At 63.6% G+C, this 18711-nt stretch carries 18 protein-coding genes; 6 read left to right on the forward strand and 12 right to left on the reverse strand.

Annotation, left to right across the window (positions count from 1 at the left end; genetic code table 11):
- Window positions 1–224 precede the first annotated feature (224 nt).
- Window positions 225–1403, forward strand: coding sequence for a PHB depolymerase family esterase (locus ACLFKU_RS08885; RefSeq protein ID WP_410848808.1), 1179 nt, complete (start codon window positions 225–227; stop codon window positions 1401–1403).
- Between the two features lie 109 nt (window positions 1404–1512).
- Window positions 1513–1695 carry a DUF3563 family protein gene (locus ACLFKU_RS08890; RefSeq protein ID WP_176378905.1) on the forward strand — a complete coding sequence of 61 codons (183 nt, stop codon included), beginning with the start codon at window positions 1513–1515 and terminating at the stop codon, window positions 1693–1695.
- On the opposite strand, the gene ACLFKU_RS08895 is transcribed toward ACLFKU_RS08890, so the two are convergent.
- From ACLFKU_RS08895 to ACLFKU_RS08925, 7 genes are all read right to left on the reverse strand, one after another.
- On the reverse strand, window positions 1692–2150 hold the full coding sequence (locus ACLFKU_RS08895; protein WP_368584126.1) for a TspO/MBR family protein: 459 nt from the start codon (window positions 2148–2150) through the stop codon (window positions 1692–1694). The two genes, ACLFKU_RS08890 and ACLFKU_RS08895, sit on opposite strands and share 4 nt — an antisense overlap.
- Window positions 2151–2195: 45 nt before the next feature.
- On the reverse strand, window positions 2196–3695 hold the full coding sequence (locus tag ACLFKU_RS08900; protein WP_410848809.1) for a cryptochrome/photolyase family protein: 1500 nt from the start codon (window positions 3693–3695) through the stop codon (window positions 2196–2198).
- A gap of 186 nt (window positions 3696–3881) precedes the next feature.
- Complete coding sequence (locus ACLFKU_RS08905; RefSeq protein ID WP_368584124.1) at window positions 3882–4301, reverse strand: organic hydroperoxide resistance protein; 420 nt, start codon at window positions 4299–4301, stop codon at window positions 3882–3884.
- A 171-nt stretch (window positions 4302–4472) separates the two neighbouring features.
- A complete protein-coding gene (locus tag ACLFKU_RS08910) occupies window positions 4473–4925 on the reverse strand; it encodes a MarR family winged helix-turn-helix transcriptional regulator (protein ID WP_368584123.1) in 453 nt (150 codons plus the stop codon).
- Between the two features lie 170 nt (window positions 4926–5095).
- Window positions 5096–5902 (reverse strand): BPSS1780 family membrane protein, encoded by an 807-nt coding sequence (locus tag ACLFKU_RS08915; protein WP_368584122.1) that lies wholly within the window; start codon window positions 5900–5902, stop codon window positions 5096–5098.
- Window positions 5893–6888 (reverse strand): homoserine kinase, encoded by a 996-nt coding sequence (locus ACLFKU_RS08920; protein WP_410848810.1) that lies wholly within the window; start codon window positions 6886–6888, stop codon window positions 5893–5895. The genes ACLFKU_RS08915 and ACLFKU_RS08920 overlap by 10 nt, the downstream gene beginning before the upstream one ends.
- Window positions 6889–7102: 214 nt before the next feature.
- Window positions 7103–7501 (reverse strand): hypothetical protein, encoded by a 399-nt coding sequence (locus ACLFKU_RS08925; protein WP_013092991.1) that lies wholly within the window; start codon window positions 7499–7501, stop codon window positions 7103–7105.
- A gap of 188 nt (window positions 7502–7689) precedes the next feature.
- On the opposite strand from ACLFKU_RS08925, the gene ACLFKU_RS08930 reads away from it, so the two are divergent.
- Window positions 7690–9216: an AMP nucleosidase gene (locus tag ACLFKU_RS08930; protein WP_368584187.1), complete on the forward strand. Its 1527-nt coding sequence runs from the start codon at window positions 7690–7692 to the stop codon at window positions 9214–9216.
- A 31-nt stretch (window positions 9217–9247) separates the two neighbouring features.
- Here ACLFKU_RS08930 and ACLFKU_RS08935 read toward each other — a convergent pair whose 3' ends face one another.
- The 3 genes from ACLFKU_RS08935 to ACLFKU_RS08945 all read right to left on the reverse strand — a co-directional run bounded on the left by ACLFKU_RS08935 (window position 9248) and on the right by ACLFKU_RS08945 (window position 11244).
- Window positions 9248–9778: a chromate transporter gene (locus tag ACLFKU_RS08935; RefSeq protein WP_410848811.1), complete on the reverse strand. Its 531-nt coding sequence runs from the start codon at window positions 9776–9778 to the stop codon at window positions 9248–9250.
- Window positions 9775–10344: a chromate transporter gene (locus ACLFKU_RS08940; RefSeq protein WP_410848812.1), complete on the reverse strand. Its 570-nt coding sequence runs from the start codon at window positions 10342–10344 to the stop codon at window positions 9775–9777. Before ACLFKU_RS08940 ends, ACLFKU_RS08935 begins: the two co-directional genes overlap by 4 nt.
- 156 nt (window positions 10345–10500) lie before the next feature.
- Complete coding sequence (locus tag ACLFKU_RS08945; protein WP_368584119.1) at window positions 10501–11244, reverse strand: TIGR00730 family Rossman fold protein; 744 nt, start codon at window positions 11242–11244, stop codon at window positions 10501–10503.
- A gap of 1 nt (window position 11245) precedes the next feature.
- On the opposite strand from ACLFKU_RS08945, the gene polA reads away from it, so the two are divergent.
- The 3 genes from polA (at window position 11246) to ACLFKU_RS08960 (ending at window position 16472) form a co-directional block, all read left to right on the forward strand.
- The gene (polA, locus tag ACLFKU_RS08950) at window positions 11246–13987 is read left to right on the forward strand and encodes a DNA polymerase I (protein ID WP_410848813.1); all 2742 of its coding nucleotides are present in this window, start codon (window positions 11246–11248) and stop codon (window positions 13985–13987) included.
- A 157-nt stretch (window positions 13988–14144) separates the two neighbouring features.
- Window positions 14145–15500 carry an NAD(P)/FAD-dependent oxidoreductase gene (locus tag ACLFKU_RS08955; protein WP_410848814.1) on the forward strand — a complete coding sequence of 452 codons (1356 nt, stop codon included), beginning with the start codon at window positions 14145–14147 and terminating at the stop codon, window positions 15498–15500.
- A gap of 99 nt (window positions 15501–15599) precedes the next feature.
- Window positions 15600–16472: a dienelactone hydrolase family protein gene (locus ACLFKU_RS08960; protein WP_368584116.1), complete on the forward strand. Its 873-nt coding sequence runs from the start codon at window positions 15600–15602 to the stop codon at window positions 16470–16472.
- A gap of 109 nt (window positions 16473–16581) precedes the next feature.
- Here the strand turns inward: ACLFKU_RS08960 and ACLFKU_RS08965 are convergent, their stop codons facing one another.
- The gene (locus ACLFKU_RS08965; RefSeq protein ID WP_410848815.1) at window positions 16582–17451 is read right to left on the reverse strand and encodes a sulfurtransferase; all 870 of its coding nucleotides are present in this window, start codon (window positions 17449–17451) and stop codon (window positions 16582–16584) included.
- Window positions 17452–17601: 150 nt separating this feature from the next.
- Entirely contained in the window at window positions 17602–18708 is a 1107-nt protein-coding gene (locus ACLFKU_RS08970; RefSeq protein WP_368584114.1) for an aromatic ring-hydroxylating oxygenase subunit alpha, read from the reverse strand.
- Window positions 18709–18711 lie beyond the last annotated feature (3 nt).

The raw sequence follows: 18711 nt of genomic DNA on the forward strand, positions 1-18711 counted from the left end.
CGCGGCGCACGGCGCATTTGCGCGCCGAAGTGTGGGCTGCCGAACAGCTATCGACGCAGTTTGACGACAGGCCGCAGGCAAGGTTCGCGGTGACTGAAATGGGCACGAAGACCGGCGCCGACGTTCAGCAACGCAGGAAAAATGATGTTATTGTGCATTGCACAACTTCATCTGATCCGCAGTATCTGGGGTCCGTTTTTGTCCCTTTTGCGAGGCTATCGCCGATGGCAAAAAGCCTGTCGAAAATCTGGCTGCGCGGTTTCAAGCGCCTGCTCGCGATCCAAACCGAACACGCGCAAAAAACCGCCAAGCGAGTACAGGCGCGACCGGCTCGCGCCGCTACCACCAAACCGTCGAGCAAGGCTCATCCACTGAAGCCGACTGCCGCGCTGCGCAAGCCCGCGAAACGCGAAGCGCCGCGCGAGTCGCGCGTGCGTCCCCGGGCGGCCGCATGGGCGAGCGGCGCGTGGACGCGCTCGTTCCATTCCGCGCCGGCCGCGCCGGGCCGGCTGGTCAATCATTTGCAGTACGGGCTCTATATACCGTCCGGGCACGCGCACGAGGCGATGCCGCTCGTCGTGATGCTGCACGGCTGCACGCAGTCGATCGACGAGTTCGCCGAAGGCACGCGGATGAACCTGCTCGCCGATCGCTACGGCTTCGCGGTCGTGTACCCCGAACAATCGAAGCACGCGCACTCGCACCGCTGCTGGCATTGGTACGACGCCGGCGACAACGCGGGCGGCGCGGAAGCGCGCGCGGTCGTCTCGCTGGTGGATGCGCTGGTCGAGCAGCACGGCTTTGACCGCGAGCGTGTGTACGTGGCGGGGATTTCGGCGGGCGCGGGGCTGACGGCGCTGTTGGCCGTCAAGTATCCGCAGCATTTCGCCGCTGTCGCGCTGCATTCCGGCCCCGCGTTCGGCGAAGCCCGCTCCGGCATTACCGCGATGGACGTCATGCGGCGTGGCGCGCGTCGGGAGCCGGTCGAACTCGTCGACGAAACGACGAACGTCGCGCAGTACCCGGGCATGCCGGCATTGATCATCCATGGCGACGCCGACCATGTGGTCACGCCGGTCAACGCCGACCAGTTGGCGACACAGTTCGTGCGCCTGAACCGCCTCATCGACGCAAACGGCGCGCGCAAAGCCGGCGAGACGCGCGAAGACCGCAAAAATGGCGTCGTGGTGCGCGATTATCTGCGCGGCGGGCGGCGCGTGGTGCGGGTGTGTCGCGTGCAAGGGCTCGGTCACGCATGGGCCGGCGGCGACGATGCGCTGCCGTTCCATTCGTCCAAGGGCCCGGACGCGAGCGCTATGTTGTGGGAGTTTTTCCGGCACCAGCGTCGCACGGACGCAGGCCGCATCGCGGAAGGATTCGCGGCGTCTTCGGCTGGGCGGTGACGTCCGAGCAACACCTCGAAAATGAACAGTAGCGCGAACTCAGGGTTTTCCCTATCATACGGGTTATCCCTTAGGCGCAAACGCCTAGCTATCATTGCCGAGGTGAACCATGTATCTGCTCAGCCGCCTGTTCCTCTTTTTGACCAAGTCGCCGGACCAGCTCGCAAAAGAGCGTGCTGACGCTTATCTGGCCGAAGCGACCGATCTCTACGACCTCGAATTCCGTATGCGCAAGCTCGATCAGGAATCGAACCTGCGTGCGCCGTCGTGGATGAGCCAGCACTACGGCTAAGCAGCCGGATTCAGCTGCCACAACGCGTAGTTCAGAAGGGCCGCATACGCGACCCACACGACGTACGGCACGAGCACAATGCCCGCGAGGCGATCGCGTCGCCAGAACACATACGTTAGCATCACGATCAGCAGCAGCAAGATCAGGATGTCGATCAGTGCTATCTGCGGCCGATGCAGGCCGAAAAACAGCCACATCCATGCTGCGTTGAACAGCAACTGCACGACCCACAGTACGATCGCCGCGCTCGGGCCGTCGCGCTTCCACACGCGCCAGGCGGAAAACGCCATCAGCACGTAAAGCACGGTCCACACGGGCGGGAAAACCCAGTTCGGCGGATTGAACACGGGCTTTTGCAGGCCCGTGTACCACGCATCCGGCAGCGACAGACTCGCGGCCCAGCCGGCCGCCAGCGTCAAAATCAGAAACACGAGCAGCGACGGCAGACGGCGCATCTTCACCCCCTCCAGACGTTCTTATTCAACGATGTGAGCAGGCACTCACTTTCCGTATCGGGCCAGTGTGCGCTCGCGGGCTTGTGCGTGATCGACGATCGGCTCGGGATAATTTCCGCCTAGCACCACGCCGAACTCCGCGAGCCGCTCCGCACCTGCCAGCCACGGCGCGTGAATCCATTTTGCCGGCAACTTGGCGAGCTGGGGTAGATATCGTTTGATAAAGCGTCCGTCGGGGTCGAATTTTTCGGATTGCGTGACCGGATTGAAAATACGGAAGTAAGGTTGCGCGTCGCAGCCGGTCGAGGCGGCCCACTGCCAGCCGCCGTTGTTCGCCGAGAAATCGAAGTCGTTCAGCAGATCGGCGAAGTAGCGCTCGCCGAGACGCCAGTCGATGCCGAGATCTTTCGCGAGGAAGCTCGCCGTGACCATCCGCAGGCGGTTGTGCATATAGCCGGTCCGGTTCAACTGCAGCATCGCGGCATCCACGAGCGGATAGCCGGTGCGGCCGTCGCACCAGGCGGCGAACGCTGCGTCGGCCGAGGGACCTTTTTCCCAGCGCAAATGCTCGTATTCCGGTTTGAACGGCGCGCCTTTCGCGATGCGCGGATGGTGCGCCAGGACCATGAAGTAGAAGTCCCGCCAGATCAGTTCCGACAACCACGTTGCCGCGCCTTTGCCGTCGGGTTGCAGCGACATCTCGTACGCGAGCCGTGCGAGTGTGCGGATCGATATCGTGCCGAAGCGCAGGTGCACCGACAGATAGCTCGGCCCCTTGCCGGCGGGGAAATCACGCCTGTCCGCGTAGCTATCGATGCGCGTCAGAAAATCATCGAGCAACTGTTGCGCGCCGCTCATGCCGGCGGGCAGTTGCAAGTCCGTCAGGTTGCTCGGCGCGAAGCCGAGGTGATCGAGCGTGGGCAAGCGACGATCGAGCTCGCGCGGCAGCGCCGCCAGATGCTTCGTGTAGGTCTCCACCGGGTAGGGCTTGAGATCGAACCCGTTCAATCGCTTGAACCACGCGTTCCTGTACGGCGTGAAGACCGCGAACGGCTTGCCCTGGCCGTTCAGCAGCTCGTCGCGCTCGAAAATCGTCTGGTCCTTGAACGTTAGCCACTGCCGGCCCGCATCCTCGAGACGCTCGCCGACTGTCGCGTCGCGTTCGATCGCCACTGGCTCATAGTCGTGATTCGCGAACACCGCAGCGACGCGCAACTCCGCCGCGAGCTTCGGCACCAGCTCGGCCGGATCGCCGTATAGCACGACGAGGCCGCCGCCGAGCGCGCGCAACGCGTCGTCGAGTTCAGCCAGTGACGCGAGAATGAAGTCGATGCGGCGATCCCGCACCGGCTCGCCTGGGTGGCGCGTCTGCCAGGCATCGACGATTGGCTGCAGGATCGTCGTGTCGAACACGAACACGCACCAGACGCGCTCGCAATGCTTGAGCGCGTAGTACAGCGCGGCATGGTCGGTGCTGCGCAGATCGCGGCGAAACCAGACGAGGCCGGCGTCGAAACTGTCGTGCAGGCGGCGGGCGCGTGTCATCGGGAAGAGCGGTCGGAATGAAGGTGGTTGACGACCGGCATCGCACATAGCGTGCCGCACGCGCCAGAATGATCAGCGCCCGTCCCTATTGTGCAGGGTGCGGGCGCTGCTCGCGACGGCGCCGGGTAATGCGCCGGCAGCGGTTCTTCCCTGGCGGTGCTGATCGGCGCGACGGCCGACCTCACCTCAAGCGACGTGCAGACGAACCGCGACGTTGTTACGCGTAGCGTTCGAGTACGGGCAGACCTGGTGTGCCGCATCGACCAGTTCCTTCGCTGCGTCCGCAGCGAGGCCCGGCAGCGAGATACGCAGATCGATGTCGAGCGCGAAGCCGCCCTTGTCGTTCGGGCCGATGCCGACGTCGGCGGAAACCTGCGTGTCGGCCGGCAGGGCCTGCTTGCGCTGGCCGGCGACGAACTTCATGGCGCTCAGGAAACAGGCCGAGTAGCCGGCCGCGAACAGCTGTTCAGGGTTCGTGCCTGCCGCGCCATTCCCGCCGAGCTCACGCGGCGCGGCCAGCTTCACTTCCAATGCATTGTCCGACGATACGGCGCGGCCGTCGCGGCCACCGGTGCTCGTTGCGCTTGCCTTGTAGAGGATGTTCATGGTGCAGCTCCTTGTTTTGGGTGTCGAAGTTGGCATGTTTGCCGCTGGCTGCCGGTTCGCCGGTCTGGCGAAGTGCTAGCGAAGCGGCATGTGAGTAAGATAGTACACAAATCATTTGTGTGCAAATTAATTTTGCGGTTAAACCGGAACTAGTCCGTTTCAGTTATCGCACTACTGGTCCATAAAGTCGTTGAGCGTCGTGCGCAGGCGGGTGAGGTCGTCGCGCAGACGCAGCAGGAAGTCCGGCGACTGCTGCGTCGCGCAGAGGATCTCGCCGGGCACGTCGCGCGCCTGACGCTTGAGCGCTTTGCCCGCGCCGGTCAAGCGAATGTAGACGAGGCGCTCATCGTCGGTGCCCCGCGCGCGCTCCACGAGTCCCTGCGCTTCGAGGCGCTTGAGCAGCGGCGTGACCGTCGCCGGGTCGAGATTCAGACGCGTGGCCATGTCCTTGACGGTGACGTCGTCGGTTTCCCACAGCACGAGCATCGCCAGATATTGTGGATACGTGAGTCCGAGCCTTTCGAGCAGCGGCTTGTACGCTTTCGTCATCGCAAGGGAGGTCGAGTAGAGCGCGAAGCACAGTTGCTCGTCGAGCGTGAAGGGGAGAGCGGGGCGCTGGGTCATGATCCACCTCGGCAAAAAAAAGCGTGCAAATGGATTGCACACAAACCATTGTGCCGCAAATCGATTCAGAATGCCGGGCGTTGGGAGCAGGTGTTCCGACAGAGACGTCGGGGAGATGCGTAACACGCAATGCGCGGGCGCCAGAACGGCACCCGCGCGGGAACGACGGATCAGGCCGCCGGCGTGGTCGGCAGATCCGGCGTTTGCGGCGTCTGCACGCCGAAGCAGCCGCGATAGGTCGCGTAGAACGAGCAGTACAGCATGGTCGTCACGATCATCGTCGCGGGCATCAGGATCGCAAACGCGAAGTCCGCCGCGCCGAGCGCCTGCATCAGCGCGGACAGCCCGATCGACACGACCGTTGCGACTGCGAACCACAGCGCCGCAAACACGATGAAAGCGCCGCGATTGCGCCAGCAACTGACGACGCTGAAGAACATCGCTTTGACGGGCGGCACGTCATGCCAGGCGGCGAGGATCGGCGAGAACCAGAACAGCATCGCGACCGGCACGTAGAACGCGAGCGCGGTGATCACCGCGAGCGGGATATTGCTGTTGGCGATTGCGTTTTCATCCATCGACGCGTTGCCGAGCATCACCTTCAGCAGCATGCCGCCGTCGGCGAGCGCCGAGCCGGCCAGCACGAGCGCCATCGCGATCACATACAGCGCGCCGAGCACGAGCAACCGCCGCGCAACCACCGGGCCATACGAATGAAAGCCGTCGACGAGAATGGTCGGAAACACCGGTTTGCCCGCGATCGTGTTGCGGCACGCGGCCATGAAGCCGACCGCGACACCCGGAATGAACAACAGCGGCAACACGCCGCCGACCACCGGAATCTGCGACACGAGCGTCATCACCAGCAAATAGGTGAAGAACAGCGTCAGGAAAGCGAGCGGATTCTTGCGGAACAGCCAGATGCCCTGGCGGAACCACACGTAGCCGGTTTTCGCGGGGACTTCGATCAGTTGCATGGGGTATGGATGCCTGGATTCGCGACGCCCAGCAGGCGCTCGCGCAGAATGCGTTCGAAATGACCGGGGTCGTGCGGCTTCAGCAGTTCGGCCGCGCGCGGTAAATGAAAATCATACAGGCGCGAGACCCAGAAACGGAATGCACCCGCACGCAGCATGTCGCCCCAGTGATGGTTTTCCTCGACGGTGAACGGCCGCACCGTCTGATACGCGCGCAACAGCGCCTCGGTGCGTTCGGAGTCGAGCTTGCCGGTCGCGAGGTCGACGCACCAGTCGTTGACCGTGACCGCGACGTCGAATAGCCACTTGTCGCAGCCGGCGAAATAGAAATCGAAGAAACCGCCGAGCCGCACTTCGTGGCCGGTCTCGGGCGCCGCGTGCGCGAACATCGCGTTGTCGCGGAACAGATCGGCGTGGCACGGACCCGAGGGCATGGCCGCGTAATCTGCGGAGGCGAAGAACGCCTCCTGATGCGCAAGCTCGGACGCCAGCAGATCGCGCTGCTCGCCTTCGAGATACGGCAGGATCGTCGGCACGGTCTCGCGCCACCACGGCAGGCTGCGCAGGTTCGGCTGATAACGCGGATAGTCGCGGCCCGCCAGGTGCATGCGCGCGAGCATGTGGCCGACCTCGGCGCAGTGCTCGACGCCCGGCGCGAGTTCGGGCGCGCCTTCGAGCTTCGTCACGATCGTCGCGGGTTTGCCGAGCAGGATGCCGAACAGCGCGCCGTCGAGGCGCGGCATCGGATCCGGCACCGGCACGCGATGCGCGGCAAGATGCCGCATCAGGTCCAGATAGAACGGCAGTTGTTCAGCTGTCAGCTTCTCGAAAATGGTCAGCACGTATTCGCCGCGCGTCGTCGTCAGAAAGAAGTTGCTGTTTTCAATGCCGGACGAAATGCCGCGAAACTCGACGACATCGCCGAGATCGTAGTGACTCATCCATTCTGCGAGTTGGGATTCGTTGACAGCGGTGAAGACGGCCATGCGGAAACGTCGGATCAGGTTGTTCGGGCTGGCGCTGTGCGGCCAGTGCGAGGTGAGACAAGCGAATGGGGTGCAGCGCGCGACGAGTGCGGAACGGCGAAATGTACGCGTCGCCGCATTCAGCGCAAGTTCATCGCGCCGCGGCCGCGATCGGGTGTAACCGGGTCACGACCACGCCGCGGCCGCCGTTGCCGGCGGGCCGCTTTCGTAACGATCAATAGCGGAGATTCACCGACGGCAGGCGGGTGCTGGGCTTGCCGCTGTCGTGAACGGTCGGCGACGTGTCGGGCGACGCGCTCATCTGGTAGCGCGTGCCGAAATTCGATTGCACGTTGATTTCGACCGGCTTGCCCTTGTCGCGGAATTCAGTGATTTCGGTGCCGTTCGGGCTGACCTCGTGAAAGCTCGGCGTGCGCGGAACGTTGTTGATGTCGACCTTCGAGCTGACCTCTGCGGCTGGACGATTGATCTTGGCGAGGTCCGGCAGACCGGCCCGTTCATTGGCGGACTGGGGCACGCCGGCGGGCGGCGGTTCGTCGACGGGCTGGGCAGCCATCGCGGCGTTGCCGAAGGCGAGAGCCAGCGCAACAGCGATGGGAAGGAGCGGCTTCATGGTGATTCTCCAATGGGGTGCCCGGATTCTAGCAAATCCGGCCTGGCGTTCGGGCGCGAAGCCTTATTTTGCGCCGCTTTCGCACATCACGCGCGCGTTCTCGCGAGCGCTGTTGCAAGCGTCGCCGCCGACATTTGGCAATAGCGGGTTCCGTGGTAATGTCGTCTCATCAAAAAGGGTGAACGATGATGAACAACGATATCAATCAGCGCACGGTGCAGACTCCCGCCAACAGCTTCCCTACCGAAGGCTTCGACGACGCGGCCGAAGCCGTCACCCGCCTCGCCGCGATCTACGAGGCGAACACGTCGTTCCTGCGCGATGCGTTCGCGCGCTACCGCCGCAACGAGCAGTTCGACCATCGTGTGCGCGCCTGCTATCCGTTCGTGCGCGTGCGTACCGACGTCAACACGCACATCGATTCGCGCCGCTCGTACGGGTTCGTCGCGGGGCCGGGCGTGTTCGAGACGACCGTCACGCGACCAGACCTGTTCGGTAACTACTATCGCGAGCAATTGCGGCTGCTGGCGAAAAACCATCACGTGCAGATCGAGGTCGGCGTATCGGACCAGCCGATTCCGATTCATTTCGCATTCGCCGAGGGCATCCACCTCGAAGGCGATCTGGACCGCGAGCGCCTGTTCCTGATGCGCGACATCTTCGATACACCTGACCTCGCGCTGCTCGACGACCGCATCGTCAACGGCACGTACGAGCCGCTGCCGGGCGAGCCGCATCCGCTCGCATTGTTCACGGCGGCGCGCGTCGATTTTTCGCTGCATCGGCTGAAGCACTACACGGCGACTTCGCCGACGCATGTGCAGAACTACGTGCTGTACACGAACTACCAGTTCTATATCGACGAATTCGTCAAGCTCGGCCGCGCCATGATGGCCCGCACCGACGACGCGGAGTTGCGCGCGTATCGCAGCGAATACACGTCGTTCGTCGAACCCGGTGACGTCGTCACCTACAACGAGAATCTCGGCGAGCAGGCGCAGGAGGGCACGCCGCCGCCGCGTCTGCCGCAGATGCCCGCGTATCACCTGAAACGCGCGGACGGCAGTGGCATCACGATGGTCAACATCGGGGTCGGGCCGTCGAATGCGAAGACCATCACCGATCACATCGCGGTGCTGCGCCCGCATGCGTGGATCATGCTCGGCCACTGCGCGGGGCTGCGCAACACGCAGCGTCTCGGCGACTACGTGCTCGCGCACGGCTATGTGCGCGAAGATCATGTGCTCGATGCCGATCTGCCGCTGTGGGTGCCGATTCCGGCGCTCGCCGAAGTGCAGGTCGCGCTCGAGCGCGCGGTCGCGCAGGTCACGCAACTCGATGGCGTCGAGCTGAAGCGCGTGATGCGCACGGGCACCGTGGCGAGCGTCGACAATCGAAACTGGGAGCTGCGCGATCATCGCGAGCCGGTGCAGCGGCTATCGCAGAGCCGCGCGATCGCGCTCGATATGGAAAGCGCGACGATCGCCGCGAACGGCTTTCGCTTCCGGGTGCCTTACGGCACGCTGCTATGCGTGTCGGACAAGCCGCTGCACGGTGAGTTGAAGCTGCCGGGCATGGCCGATCAGTTCTATCGCGCGCAGGTCGACCAGCATCTGCAGATCGGCGTGAAGGCGATGGAACTGCTGCGCATGAACGGGCTGCATCGGTTGCATAGCCGCAAGCTGCGGAGTTTCGCGGAAGTCGCGTTTCAGTAACTCGGGCCGAGGCAGGGTGACGCTCGCGTGTTCAACCCTGCCCGAACCCGGTCAACCCGATCAGGCTTCCAGCGGCTAACAGCCACAACGGATGAATCCGCGTCTTCGTCGCCATCACGGACGTGAACGCGGTAATCGCCCACCCTATCGCGGTCGGATTCGACGCGCGCGCGATCAGCGCCGCGCTCGCCGCCACGAGGCCGGCCGTCACCGGCACGAGTCCGAGTTGCGCATAGCGGCGCCACGGGCGGTCCTTGAAGCGGTCCCACGCATGCAGCGCGAGGATCGTCACGAGCGACGAAGGCCCGAACTTCGCAATCGACGTGACGAGCATGCCGGCCCAGCCGGCCACATGCCAGCCGATCAGCGTGACGATCATCAGGTTCGGGCCGGGCGCGGCTTGAGCGAGCGCGAACAGCGCGCTGAATTCGCTGGCCGGCATCCAGTGATGCACGTCGACCACTTGCCGCTGCATCTCCGGAAGGATCGTATTGCCGCCGCCGAACGCGAGCAGCGACAGCTGACTAAAAATCGCCGCGAGGGATACGAGCGTGTCGTTCATCGCGCGCTCCTTGCCGCAAGATAAATACTGAGCGGCGTGAGCACGAGCATCGTTGGGAGCAGCGGCAAGCGCAGCACGGCAATCGCGACGAAGCCGAGCACGGCGATCAACGCGGCGAGCGGCTTGTTGCGCAACGGCAGCACGATCTTGAATGCCATCGAAATCAGCAGGCCCGAAGCCGCCGCGGCGAGCCCCGTGAACAGATGACGCACGTGCGGATCGTTCTGCGTGTGTTCGTACAGCACGCCGAGCCCGATCACCACCAGCGAAGGCCCGGCAATCAAGCCGAGCAAACCGGCCAGCGCACCGGGCACGCCGCGAAAGCGCATGCCGATCGCGACCGATAGGTTGATGACGTTGCCGCCGGGCAGGAATTGACAGAGGCCGAGCAGGTCGGTGAATTCGTCGCTGGTCAGCCAACGGCGTTGCTCGACGAGTGCGCGGCGCGCGAGCGGCAACGCGCCACCGAATGAAATGAGGCCGAGCCCGAGAAAGCCGCCGAAGATCTCACGCAACGTTGGCGTGGGTGCGAGCGCGGCTTCGGGCGAGGTGAGGTCGTCGTTCATATCGCTAGCTTCGGGTACAAGCTGGGGAGGTTAGCGCCGAACGGCAAGCCTGCAAAACGAAAGCGGGCAGCCGGAAGGCTGCCCGCCATGTGCGCGACCTGATGGGTGCGCAATGCATCGTGCTACGCGTATTGCGAGGCGCGCAGCGTCATGCGATCACAGGTAGAACATCCGGTCTTCGTCCGACTTGACCGGATGCGCTTCGCCTTCTTCACGGTCTTCGTAGAACTTGAGCACCGCTTCGAGCACCTGGTCCGGATTGTCGATCACCTGCATCAGATCGATATCCGTCGGATTGATCAAACCCATCGGAATCAGCGAGCTCTTGAACCACGCGAGCAGACCCTCCCAGAACTCGCCGCCGACCAGAATGATCGGCACGTGGCGCGACTTCTTGGTCTGGATCAGCGTGAGTACTTCGGCCAGTTCGTCGAGCGTGCCGAAGCCGCCGGGCATCACGATCACCGCGTCCGAGTTCTTCACGAACGTGACCTTGCGCGTGAAGAAATGGCGGAAGCGCAACGAGATGTCCTGCCACTGGTTGCCCGACTGCTCGTGCGGCAACTCGATGTTCAGACCGACCGACGGCGCCTTACCCGCATGCGCGCCCTTGTTGGCCGCTTCCATGATGCCGGGGCCGCCGCCGGAGATCACCGCGAAGCCAGCATCCGACAATTTGCGCGCGATCTGCGTGGCGAGTTTGTAGTACGGCGAGTTCGGTTTCAGGCGCGCCGAACCGTAGATGCTGACCGCCGGTCGAATCTCCGACAGGTACTCGGTCGCCTCGATAAACTCTGCCATAATCGTGAACATCTGCCACGATGCGCGGGCTTTTTTGGCCGTTGCGCGCTCTTGATCTGCGAGCGATCGCAGACTCGGAATCACTTTTCTCTTAGTCATAATGCCTGAAGAACGAAGCCTTGAAGGTAAGACCCTGCTGTTGGTCGACGGTTCGAGTTATCTGTACCGGGCCTACCATGCGATGCCTGATCTGCGCGGTCCCGAGGGTGGCCCGACGGGTGCGCTCTACGGGATGATCAACATGCTGCGGCGCATGCGCAAGGAAGTCACAGCAGAGTATAGCGCGTGCGTGTTCGACGCCAAGGGCAAAACGTTTCGCGACGACTGGTATCCGGAGTACAAGGCGAACCGTCCATCGATGCCGGAAGATCTTGCCCGTCAGATCGAGCCGATTCACGTCGCGGTGCGTGCGCTCGGCTGGCCGCTGCTGATGATCGATCGTGTCGAAGCAGACGACGTGATCGGCACGCTGTGCACCGAGGCGGAAAAGCTCGGCATGAACGTGGTCGTGTCGACCGGTGACAAAGACCTCGCGCAACTGGTGTCGAACCGCGTGACGCTCGTCAATACGATGACCAACGAAACGCTCGATCGCGACGGCGTGGTCGCGAAGTTCGGTGTGCCGCCGGAGCGGATCATCGATTATCTGTCGCTGATCGGCGATACCGTCGACAACGTGCCGGGCGTCGAGAAATGCGGTCCGAAAACCGCGGTCAAATGGCTGACGCAATATGAGTCGCTAGATGGCATCGTCGAGCATGCGAACGAGATCAAGGGCGCGGTCGGCGATAATCTGCGCCGCGCGCTGGACTTCTTGCCGATGGCGCGTAAGCTCGTCACAGTCGAGCGTCATTGCGATCTGACCGGCCACATCGTATCGATCGAAGAAAGCTTGCCGAGCCTTCCCGAGTCGCGCGAAGAGTTGCGCGAGGTGTTCACGCGCCACGGCTTCAAGACGTGGCTGCGCGAAGTCGAGATTGCCGACGCGGTCGAAGGTCCGGAAACCGACGTGCCGCCCGCGTTGTCCGTCGATCACGAGCGCCACTACGAGACCGTGCAAACATGGGAGCAGCTCGACGCGTGGCTGGACAAGATCAATGCGGCCGAGATAACTTCGTTCGATTCCGAAACCACGTCGCTCGATCCGATGGTCGCGCAGATCGTCGGCTTATCGCTGTCGGTCGAAGCGGGCCGCGCCGCGTATGTGCCGCTCGCGCATCGCGGCCCCGACGCGCCGGTGCAGCTGCCGCTCGACGAAGTGCTCGCGAAGCTCAAGCCGTGGCTCGAAAGCGCGGACCATAAGAAGGTCGGTCAGCATCTGAAGTACGACGAACAGGTGCTCGCCAATTACGGCATCGAAATGCGCGGCGTCGAGCATGACACGCTGCTCGAATCGTATGTGCTCGAATCGCATCGCACGCACGACATGGACAGCCTCGCGCTGCGTCATCTCGGCGTGAAGACGATCAAGTATGAAGAGGTCGCGGGCAAGGGCGCGCAGCAGATCGGCTTCGACGAAGTCGCGCTGGACAAAGCCGCCGAATATGCGGCCGAAGACGCAGACATCACGCTGCGGTTGCATCAGGCCTTGTATCCGCAAATCGCCGTGGAGAAGTCGCTCGACCACGTGTATCGCGAGATCGAAGTTCCGACTTCGCGCGTGCTGCGCAAGATGGAGCGCACCGGCGTGCTGATCGACGCGGAGAAGCTGCGTCAGCAGAGCAGCGAGATCGCCACGCGTCTGATCGAGCTCGAAGGCAAGGCGTACGAACTGGCTGGCGGTGAATTCAACCTGGGCTCGCCGAAGCAGATCGGCCAGATTTTCTTCGAGAAGCTCGAACTGCCGGTCATCAAGAAAACGCCGAGCGGCGCACCTTCCACCGACGAAGAAGTGCTGCAGAAGCTCGCCGAAGACTACCCGCTGCCGAAGATCCTGCTCGAACATCGCGGCCTGTCGAAGCTGAAGTCGACCTATACCGACAAGCTGCCGCGCATGGTCAATCCGCAAACCGGCCGCGTGCATACGAACTACGCGCAAGCCGTCGCGGTGACGGGGCGGCTCGCGTCGAACGATCCGAACCTGCAGAACATTCCGGTGCGTACCGGCGAAGGCCGGCGCATCCGCGAAGCGTTCATCGCGCCGCCGGGGCACAAGCTCGTATCCGCCGATTACTCGCAGATCGAATTGCGCATCATGGCGCACATCTCCGGCGACGAATCGCTGATGCGCGCGTTCTCGCAGGGCGAAGACATTCACCGCGCCACCGCATCGGAAATCTTCAACGTGACGCCGCTCGAAGTGTCGAGCGATCAGCGGCGGGTCGCGAAGGTCATCAACTTTGGTCTCATCTACGGCATGAGCGCGTTCGGCCTCGCGTCGAATCTCGGCATCACGCGCGATGCGGCGAAGATGTATATCGACCGCTATTTCGCGCGCTATCCCGGTGTCGCTCGCTATATGGACGAGACGCGTTTGAGCGCGAAGGCGAAGGGCTACGTCGAAACGGTGTTCGGCCGCCGGCTGTGGCTACCCGAGATCAACGGCGGCAACGGTCCGCGCCGCCAGGCCGCGGAGCGGGCCGCGATCAACGCACCGATGCAGGGCACCGCGGCCGACCTGATCAAGATGTCGATGATCGCCGTGCAGAACTGGATCGAAGACTCGAAGATCGGCACGCGCATGATCATGCAGGTGCACGACGAACTGATTCTCGAAGTGCCCGACGCTGAGCTGTCCGAAGTCCGCAAGCGCCTGCCAGAACTGATGTGCGGTGTCGCCGCGCTGAAGGTGCCGCTGGTCGCCGAAGTCGGCGCGGGGCTGAACTGGGAGGAGGCGCATTGACATGCCCGTGACACGCGCACGATAACGTCGTGCGCATGTCACACATGGGTATTGGTCACTTGTGACTTCCCTGGCGGGTCGAGGACAATCGGTTCAGGACGGCGCATTCATGCGCCGCGTCGCGACAGATAATTCATCGGCTACACGGAGAAGTGCAATGCATCGATTTATCGTCGTTGGCGGAGGTGCGGGAGGACTGGAACTGGCGACGCGTCTTGGCGATCGCTACGGGGCCGGCAAGAAGGGGCGCAGCGCGCAGGCCCAGGTCACGCTGGTCGATCGCTTTCCGACGCATATCTGGAAGCCGCTGCTGCACGAAGTGGCGGCGGGCAGCATGGACCCGTTCACGCAGGAGCTCCCTTACGCGGCGCAGGCGCGCTGGCATGGCTTCGAGTTCCAGCAAGGCGATCTGACCGCACTCGACCGCGCGAACCGGCGCATCACGCTCGGCACCGTGCTCGACGACGACGGCGCGGAACTGCTGCCCGAACGTGTGCTCGAGTACGACACGCTGGTCATCGCGATCGGCAGTACCACGGCCTTCTTCGGCGTCAAGGGAGCGGCCGAATTCTCGATTGCACTGGATACGGTTAGCGAGGCAGAGCGTTTCCGCAAGCGGCTCATCGCGGCGTGCATGCGCGCCGAACATCAGGCGCACCAGCCCGTCGAGTCGCGACCGGGACCCGGCACGTGGACGTCCAGCGAGCCGCGCATTCAGGTGGCGATTGTCGGCGGCGGCGCGACGGGGGTCGAGTTATCGGCGGAGTTGCGTAATACCGCCCAGGTGCTGTCCGCATATGGCTTGCACAAGCTCGATCCGCGGCATGACGTCGGCATCGTGCTGATCGAGGCGGGGCCGCGCATTTTGCCCGCGTTGCAGGAACGCGTTTCCACGGCCACCGCCGAACTGCTGACCAAGCTCGGCGTGAAGCTGATGATCGGCGAGACCGTGGCCGAGGTTGCGCCGGGCTACATCCGCACCGCGAGCGGTCACACAGTGCGGGCCGACCTGACCGTGTGGGCGGCGGGCATCAAGGCGCCGGCGGTGCTCGGCCAGCTCGACGGCTTGCCGGTCAACCGGCTCGGCCAGCTGGTGGTGCGCCGCACGCTGCAAACCGAGGTCGACGACAACATCTTCGCGCTCGGCGACTGCGCGGCCTGCGAGTGGCCGGGCAACGAGCGCAACGTGCCGCCGCGCGCGCAGGCCGCGCATCAGCAGGCGAGCTTTCTGCTGAAGGGACTGGCGGCGCGCCTCGAGAACAGGCCGCTACCGGAGTTCACTTATCGCGACTTCGGCTCGCTGGTCTCGCTCGGACACTTCAGCGCGGTCGGCAATCTGATGGGCGGGGTGATCGGCGGCAATATGCTGATCGAAGGGCTGTTCGCGCGCTTCATGTACATGTCGCTGTACCGGCTGCATATCGCGGCGCTGCACGGCTATCCGCGCATGATGCTCGACACCTTCGCGCATTGGTTGCGCCGTACCACGCTGCCGCGCGTCAAGCTGCACTGACTGCATCGGCGCGGGCGGACGTTCTGCTCAGTTGAATCTGCAACGGGATGCGCGCAAGGCGTATCCTGTTGCCTCTAACAATTCTTCGAGGAGCGCCCCATGCTGAAGCCTGAAGTTGATTGTCTGATTCCGCACGTTTCCTTCGATCGGCGCACCTTCATGAAGGCGGCGCTCGGCACTGGTTTCGCGGCAGCGGTGCTGCCAGTCTCGGCGCAGACCATTCATACCGACAGCGACGGCCTCGAAGCAGGGGAAGTGGCGTTCCATTCGGGCGGTACGCTGATACCGGCCTATCGCGCGCAGCCGAAGGGCAAGACGCATCTGCCGGTGATCCTCGTCGTGCATGAAATCTTCGGCGTCCACGAGCATATCGCCGACGTGTGCCGGCGCTTCGCGAAGCAGGGCTATCTGGCGATCGCGCCGAATCTGTACGAGCGCGAGGGCGACCCGACCGCCTACACGAGCATGCAGCAACTCAACGAGCAGTTGGTCAGCAAAGTGCCCGACGAGCAGGTGCTGGCTGACCTCGACGCGGCCGCCGCGTGGGCCGGCGAGAACGGCGGCGACCTGAACCGGCTCGGCGTGAACGGCTTTTGCTGGGGCGGGCGCATCTCGTGGCTGTATGCGGAGCACAATCCGCGCGTGAAGGCGGGCGTCGCCTGGTATGGTCGCGTGACCGGCGCGAAGAATGCGATGACGCCGGCCAATCCGCTCGATCTCGTCGCCGACCTGCATGCGCCCGTCCTCGGCCTGTATGGACGCCAGGATCAAAGCATTCCGCAGGACACGCTCGAGCAGATGAAGCAGGCGATCGCGCAAGGGCCGCAAGCGGGACGCGGCTCGCAGTTCGTCGTTTATGACGACGCAGGTCACGCGTTTTTCGCCGACTACCGTCCGAGCTACAAGAAGGCCGATGCCGAGGATGGCTGGCGTCGCACGCTCGTGTGGTTCAAGCAACATGGGGTTGCTTGAAACCCTCATGTGTTTGTTTCTCTAGCGATAAATCCGATAAAAAAAGGCCGTTGCCGCTTCGAATCGGCAACGGCCTTTTTGTCTGATGACGACTCGCCGCGGCAAGTGCTCAGGGGTTCGCTCCGGTCGCCACCGGCCGTTTCGGATCGGAACTCCACTCGCTCCACGAGCCCGGGTACAGCGCTGAGCCATGCAGGCCGGCAACCTCCATCGCGAGCGAATTCACGCAGGCGGTCACGCCCGAGCCGCATTGCAGCACCACGTGCTCCGGCGACGTGTCGCCGAGCAGCGCATGGAATTCCTCGCGCAGAGTGTGCGCCGGCTTGAAGCGGCCGTCGGCGGTCAGGTTGTCCTTGAAGAAGCGGTTCAGCGCGCCCGGGATATGGCCGCCGACGCGGTCGAGCGTTTCGTTTTCGCCGCGATAGCGATCGGGCGCGCGCGCATCCACGACGATTCGCTCCTTCGAGTCGAGGTTGCGCTCGATCGCCTGGCTATCGATGGTCACCGCGAGCGGCGCGGCCGCCTTGAAGTCGCCGGTGTTCTGCGCCGGTACAGCCTGCGTCAGCGGTTGGCCGGCCGCTTCCCATGCCTGCAGCCCGCCGTCGAGCAGCGCGACCGCGTCGTGGCCGAGCCAGCGCAACAGCCACCAGACGCGCGCCGCGTACATGCCGCCTTGCGCGTCGTATGCGACGACCTGTTGACCTTGCTTCAGCCCCCGCGACTCGAGCGTTTCGACGAGCCGCGCGCGATCGGGCAGCGGATGCCGGCCGTTCGAGCCGTTCTTCGGCCCGGACAGATCGCGATCGAGATGCAGATAGTGCGCGCCCGGCAGATGGCCAGCCAGCCAGGCTTTCTCCCCCGCGTCGGTATCGGCGAGGTCGAACCGGCAGTCGATCACGAACACGCTGCCCGGCGCGGCCGTGAGCCGCTCGGCAAGATTGGTCGCGGAGATCAGGGTGGTGTAATGAGTGTGGGGCATGAGCGTCTCCTCGATACGGGCGATGGCGGCTGCGGGCCGCGTCGTTCACGCGGTTGGCGCAATCGCCGGTCTATGTCGTTAGTCTAAACAAAAAAAGACGGGTCGAAGCCCGTCTTTCCTTGAGTCGATCGATGCGCCGCGCGGCGCGGATCAGATCGTGCCGAGTTCGCGCCGCAGAAACTCATGGAAGTGCTGCATGCCGTCTTCCATCGGGCTCTGATACGGACCGACCTGCGACTCGCCGCGCTCCATCAACGCGAGACGGCCGGCGTCCATGCGCTCGGCGATCTCGTCGTCTTCGCGGGCCGTCTCCATATAGGCGGCGCGCTCGGCTTCGACGAAATCGCGCTCGAACAGCGCGATTTCCTCGGGGTAATAGAACTCCACCACGTTGGTGGTCTTCTGCGGACCGCGCGGAATCAGCCATGACACCACCAGCACGTGCGGATACCACTCGATCATGATGCCCGGGTAGTACACCATCCAGATCGCGCCGAACTCGGGCGGATTGCCGTCGCGAAAGCGCAGCACTTCATCGTGCCACTTGCGATACGTCGGGCTTCCCGGTTGCTCGAGCGCCTTGTGCACACCGACTGTCTGCACGCTGTACCAGTCGCCGAACTCCCAGGTTAGATCATCGCAATTGACGAAGCTGCCGAGGCCCGGATGGAACGGCGCGACGTGATAGTCCTCCAGATAGACCTCGATGAAGGTCTTCCAGTTGTAGTTGCACTCGTGGACTTCGACGTGATCGAACATGAAGCCCGAGAAGTCGAAGTGGCGCTTGGTGCCGAGGCGTGCGAGATCTTTCGCGACGTTGCGACCTTGCGCCTCGAACAGCAGACCCTGCCAGTTCTGCAGCGGCGTGGAGCCGAGGTTCAGGCACGGGTTGTCGGCGAAATGGGGCGCGCCGAGCAGCTCGCCCTTCAGGTCGTACGTCCAGCGATGCAGCGGACAGACGATGTTCTGCGTCTGCCCGCGGCCGTTGAGCATGATGGCTTGCCGGTGGCGGCACACATTCGACAGCAACTCAACTTGCGACTGCTGGTTACGGACGAGTACCCGCCCCTCGCGTTCGCTGGGCAAGGCAAAATAATCCCCCGCTTCGGGCACCATGAGATCGTGGCCGATGTAGCGAGGGCCTTTCTTGAAAAGGGTGTCGATTTCGCGCGTAAGAAGCGCTTCGTCAAAGTAAGCCGTGACTGGCAGCTGGCTGTGAACAGACCGCAACTGCAATGCATTGCTCAGATTGGACATTCC

This window comes from Paraburkholderia sp. EG304, from assembly GCF_046543485.1.
Classification (GTDB): Bacteria; Pseudomonadota; Gammaproteobacteria; order Burkholderiales; family Burkholderiaceae; genus Paraburkholderia; species Paraburkholderia youngii.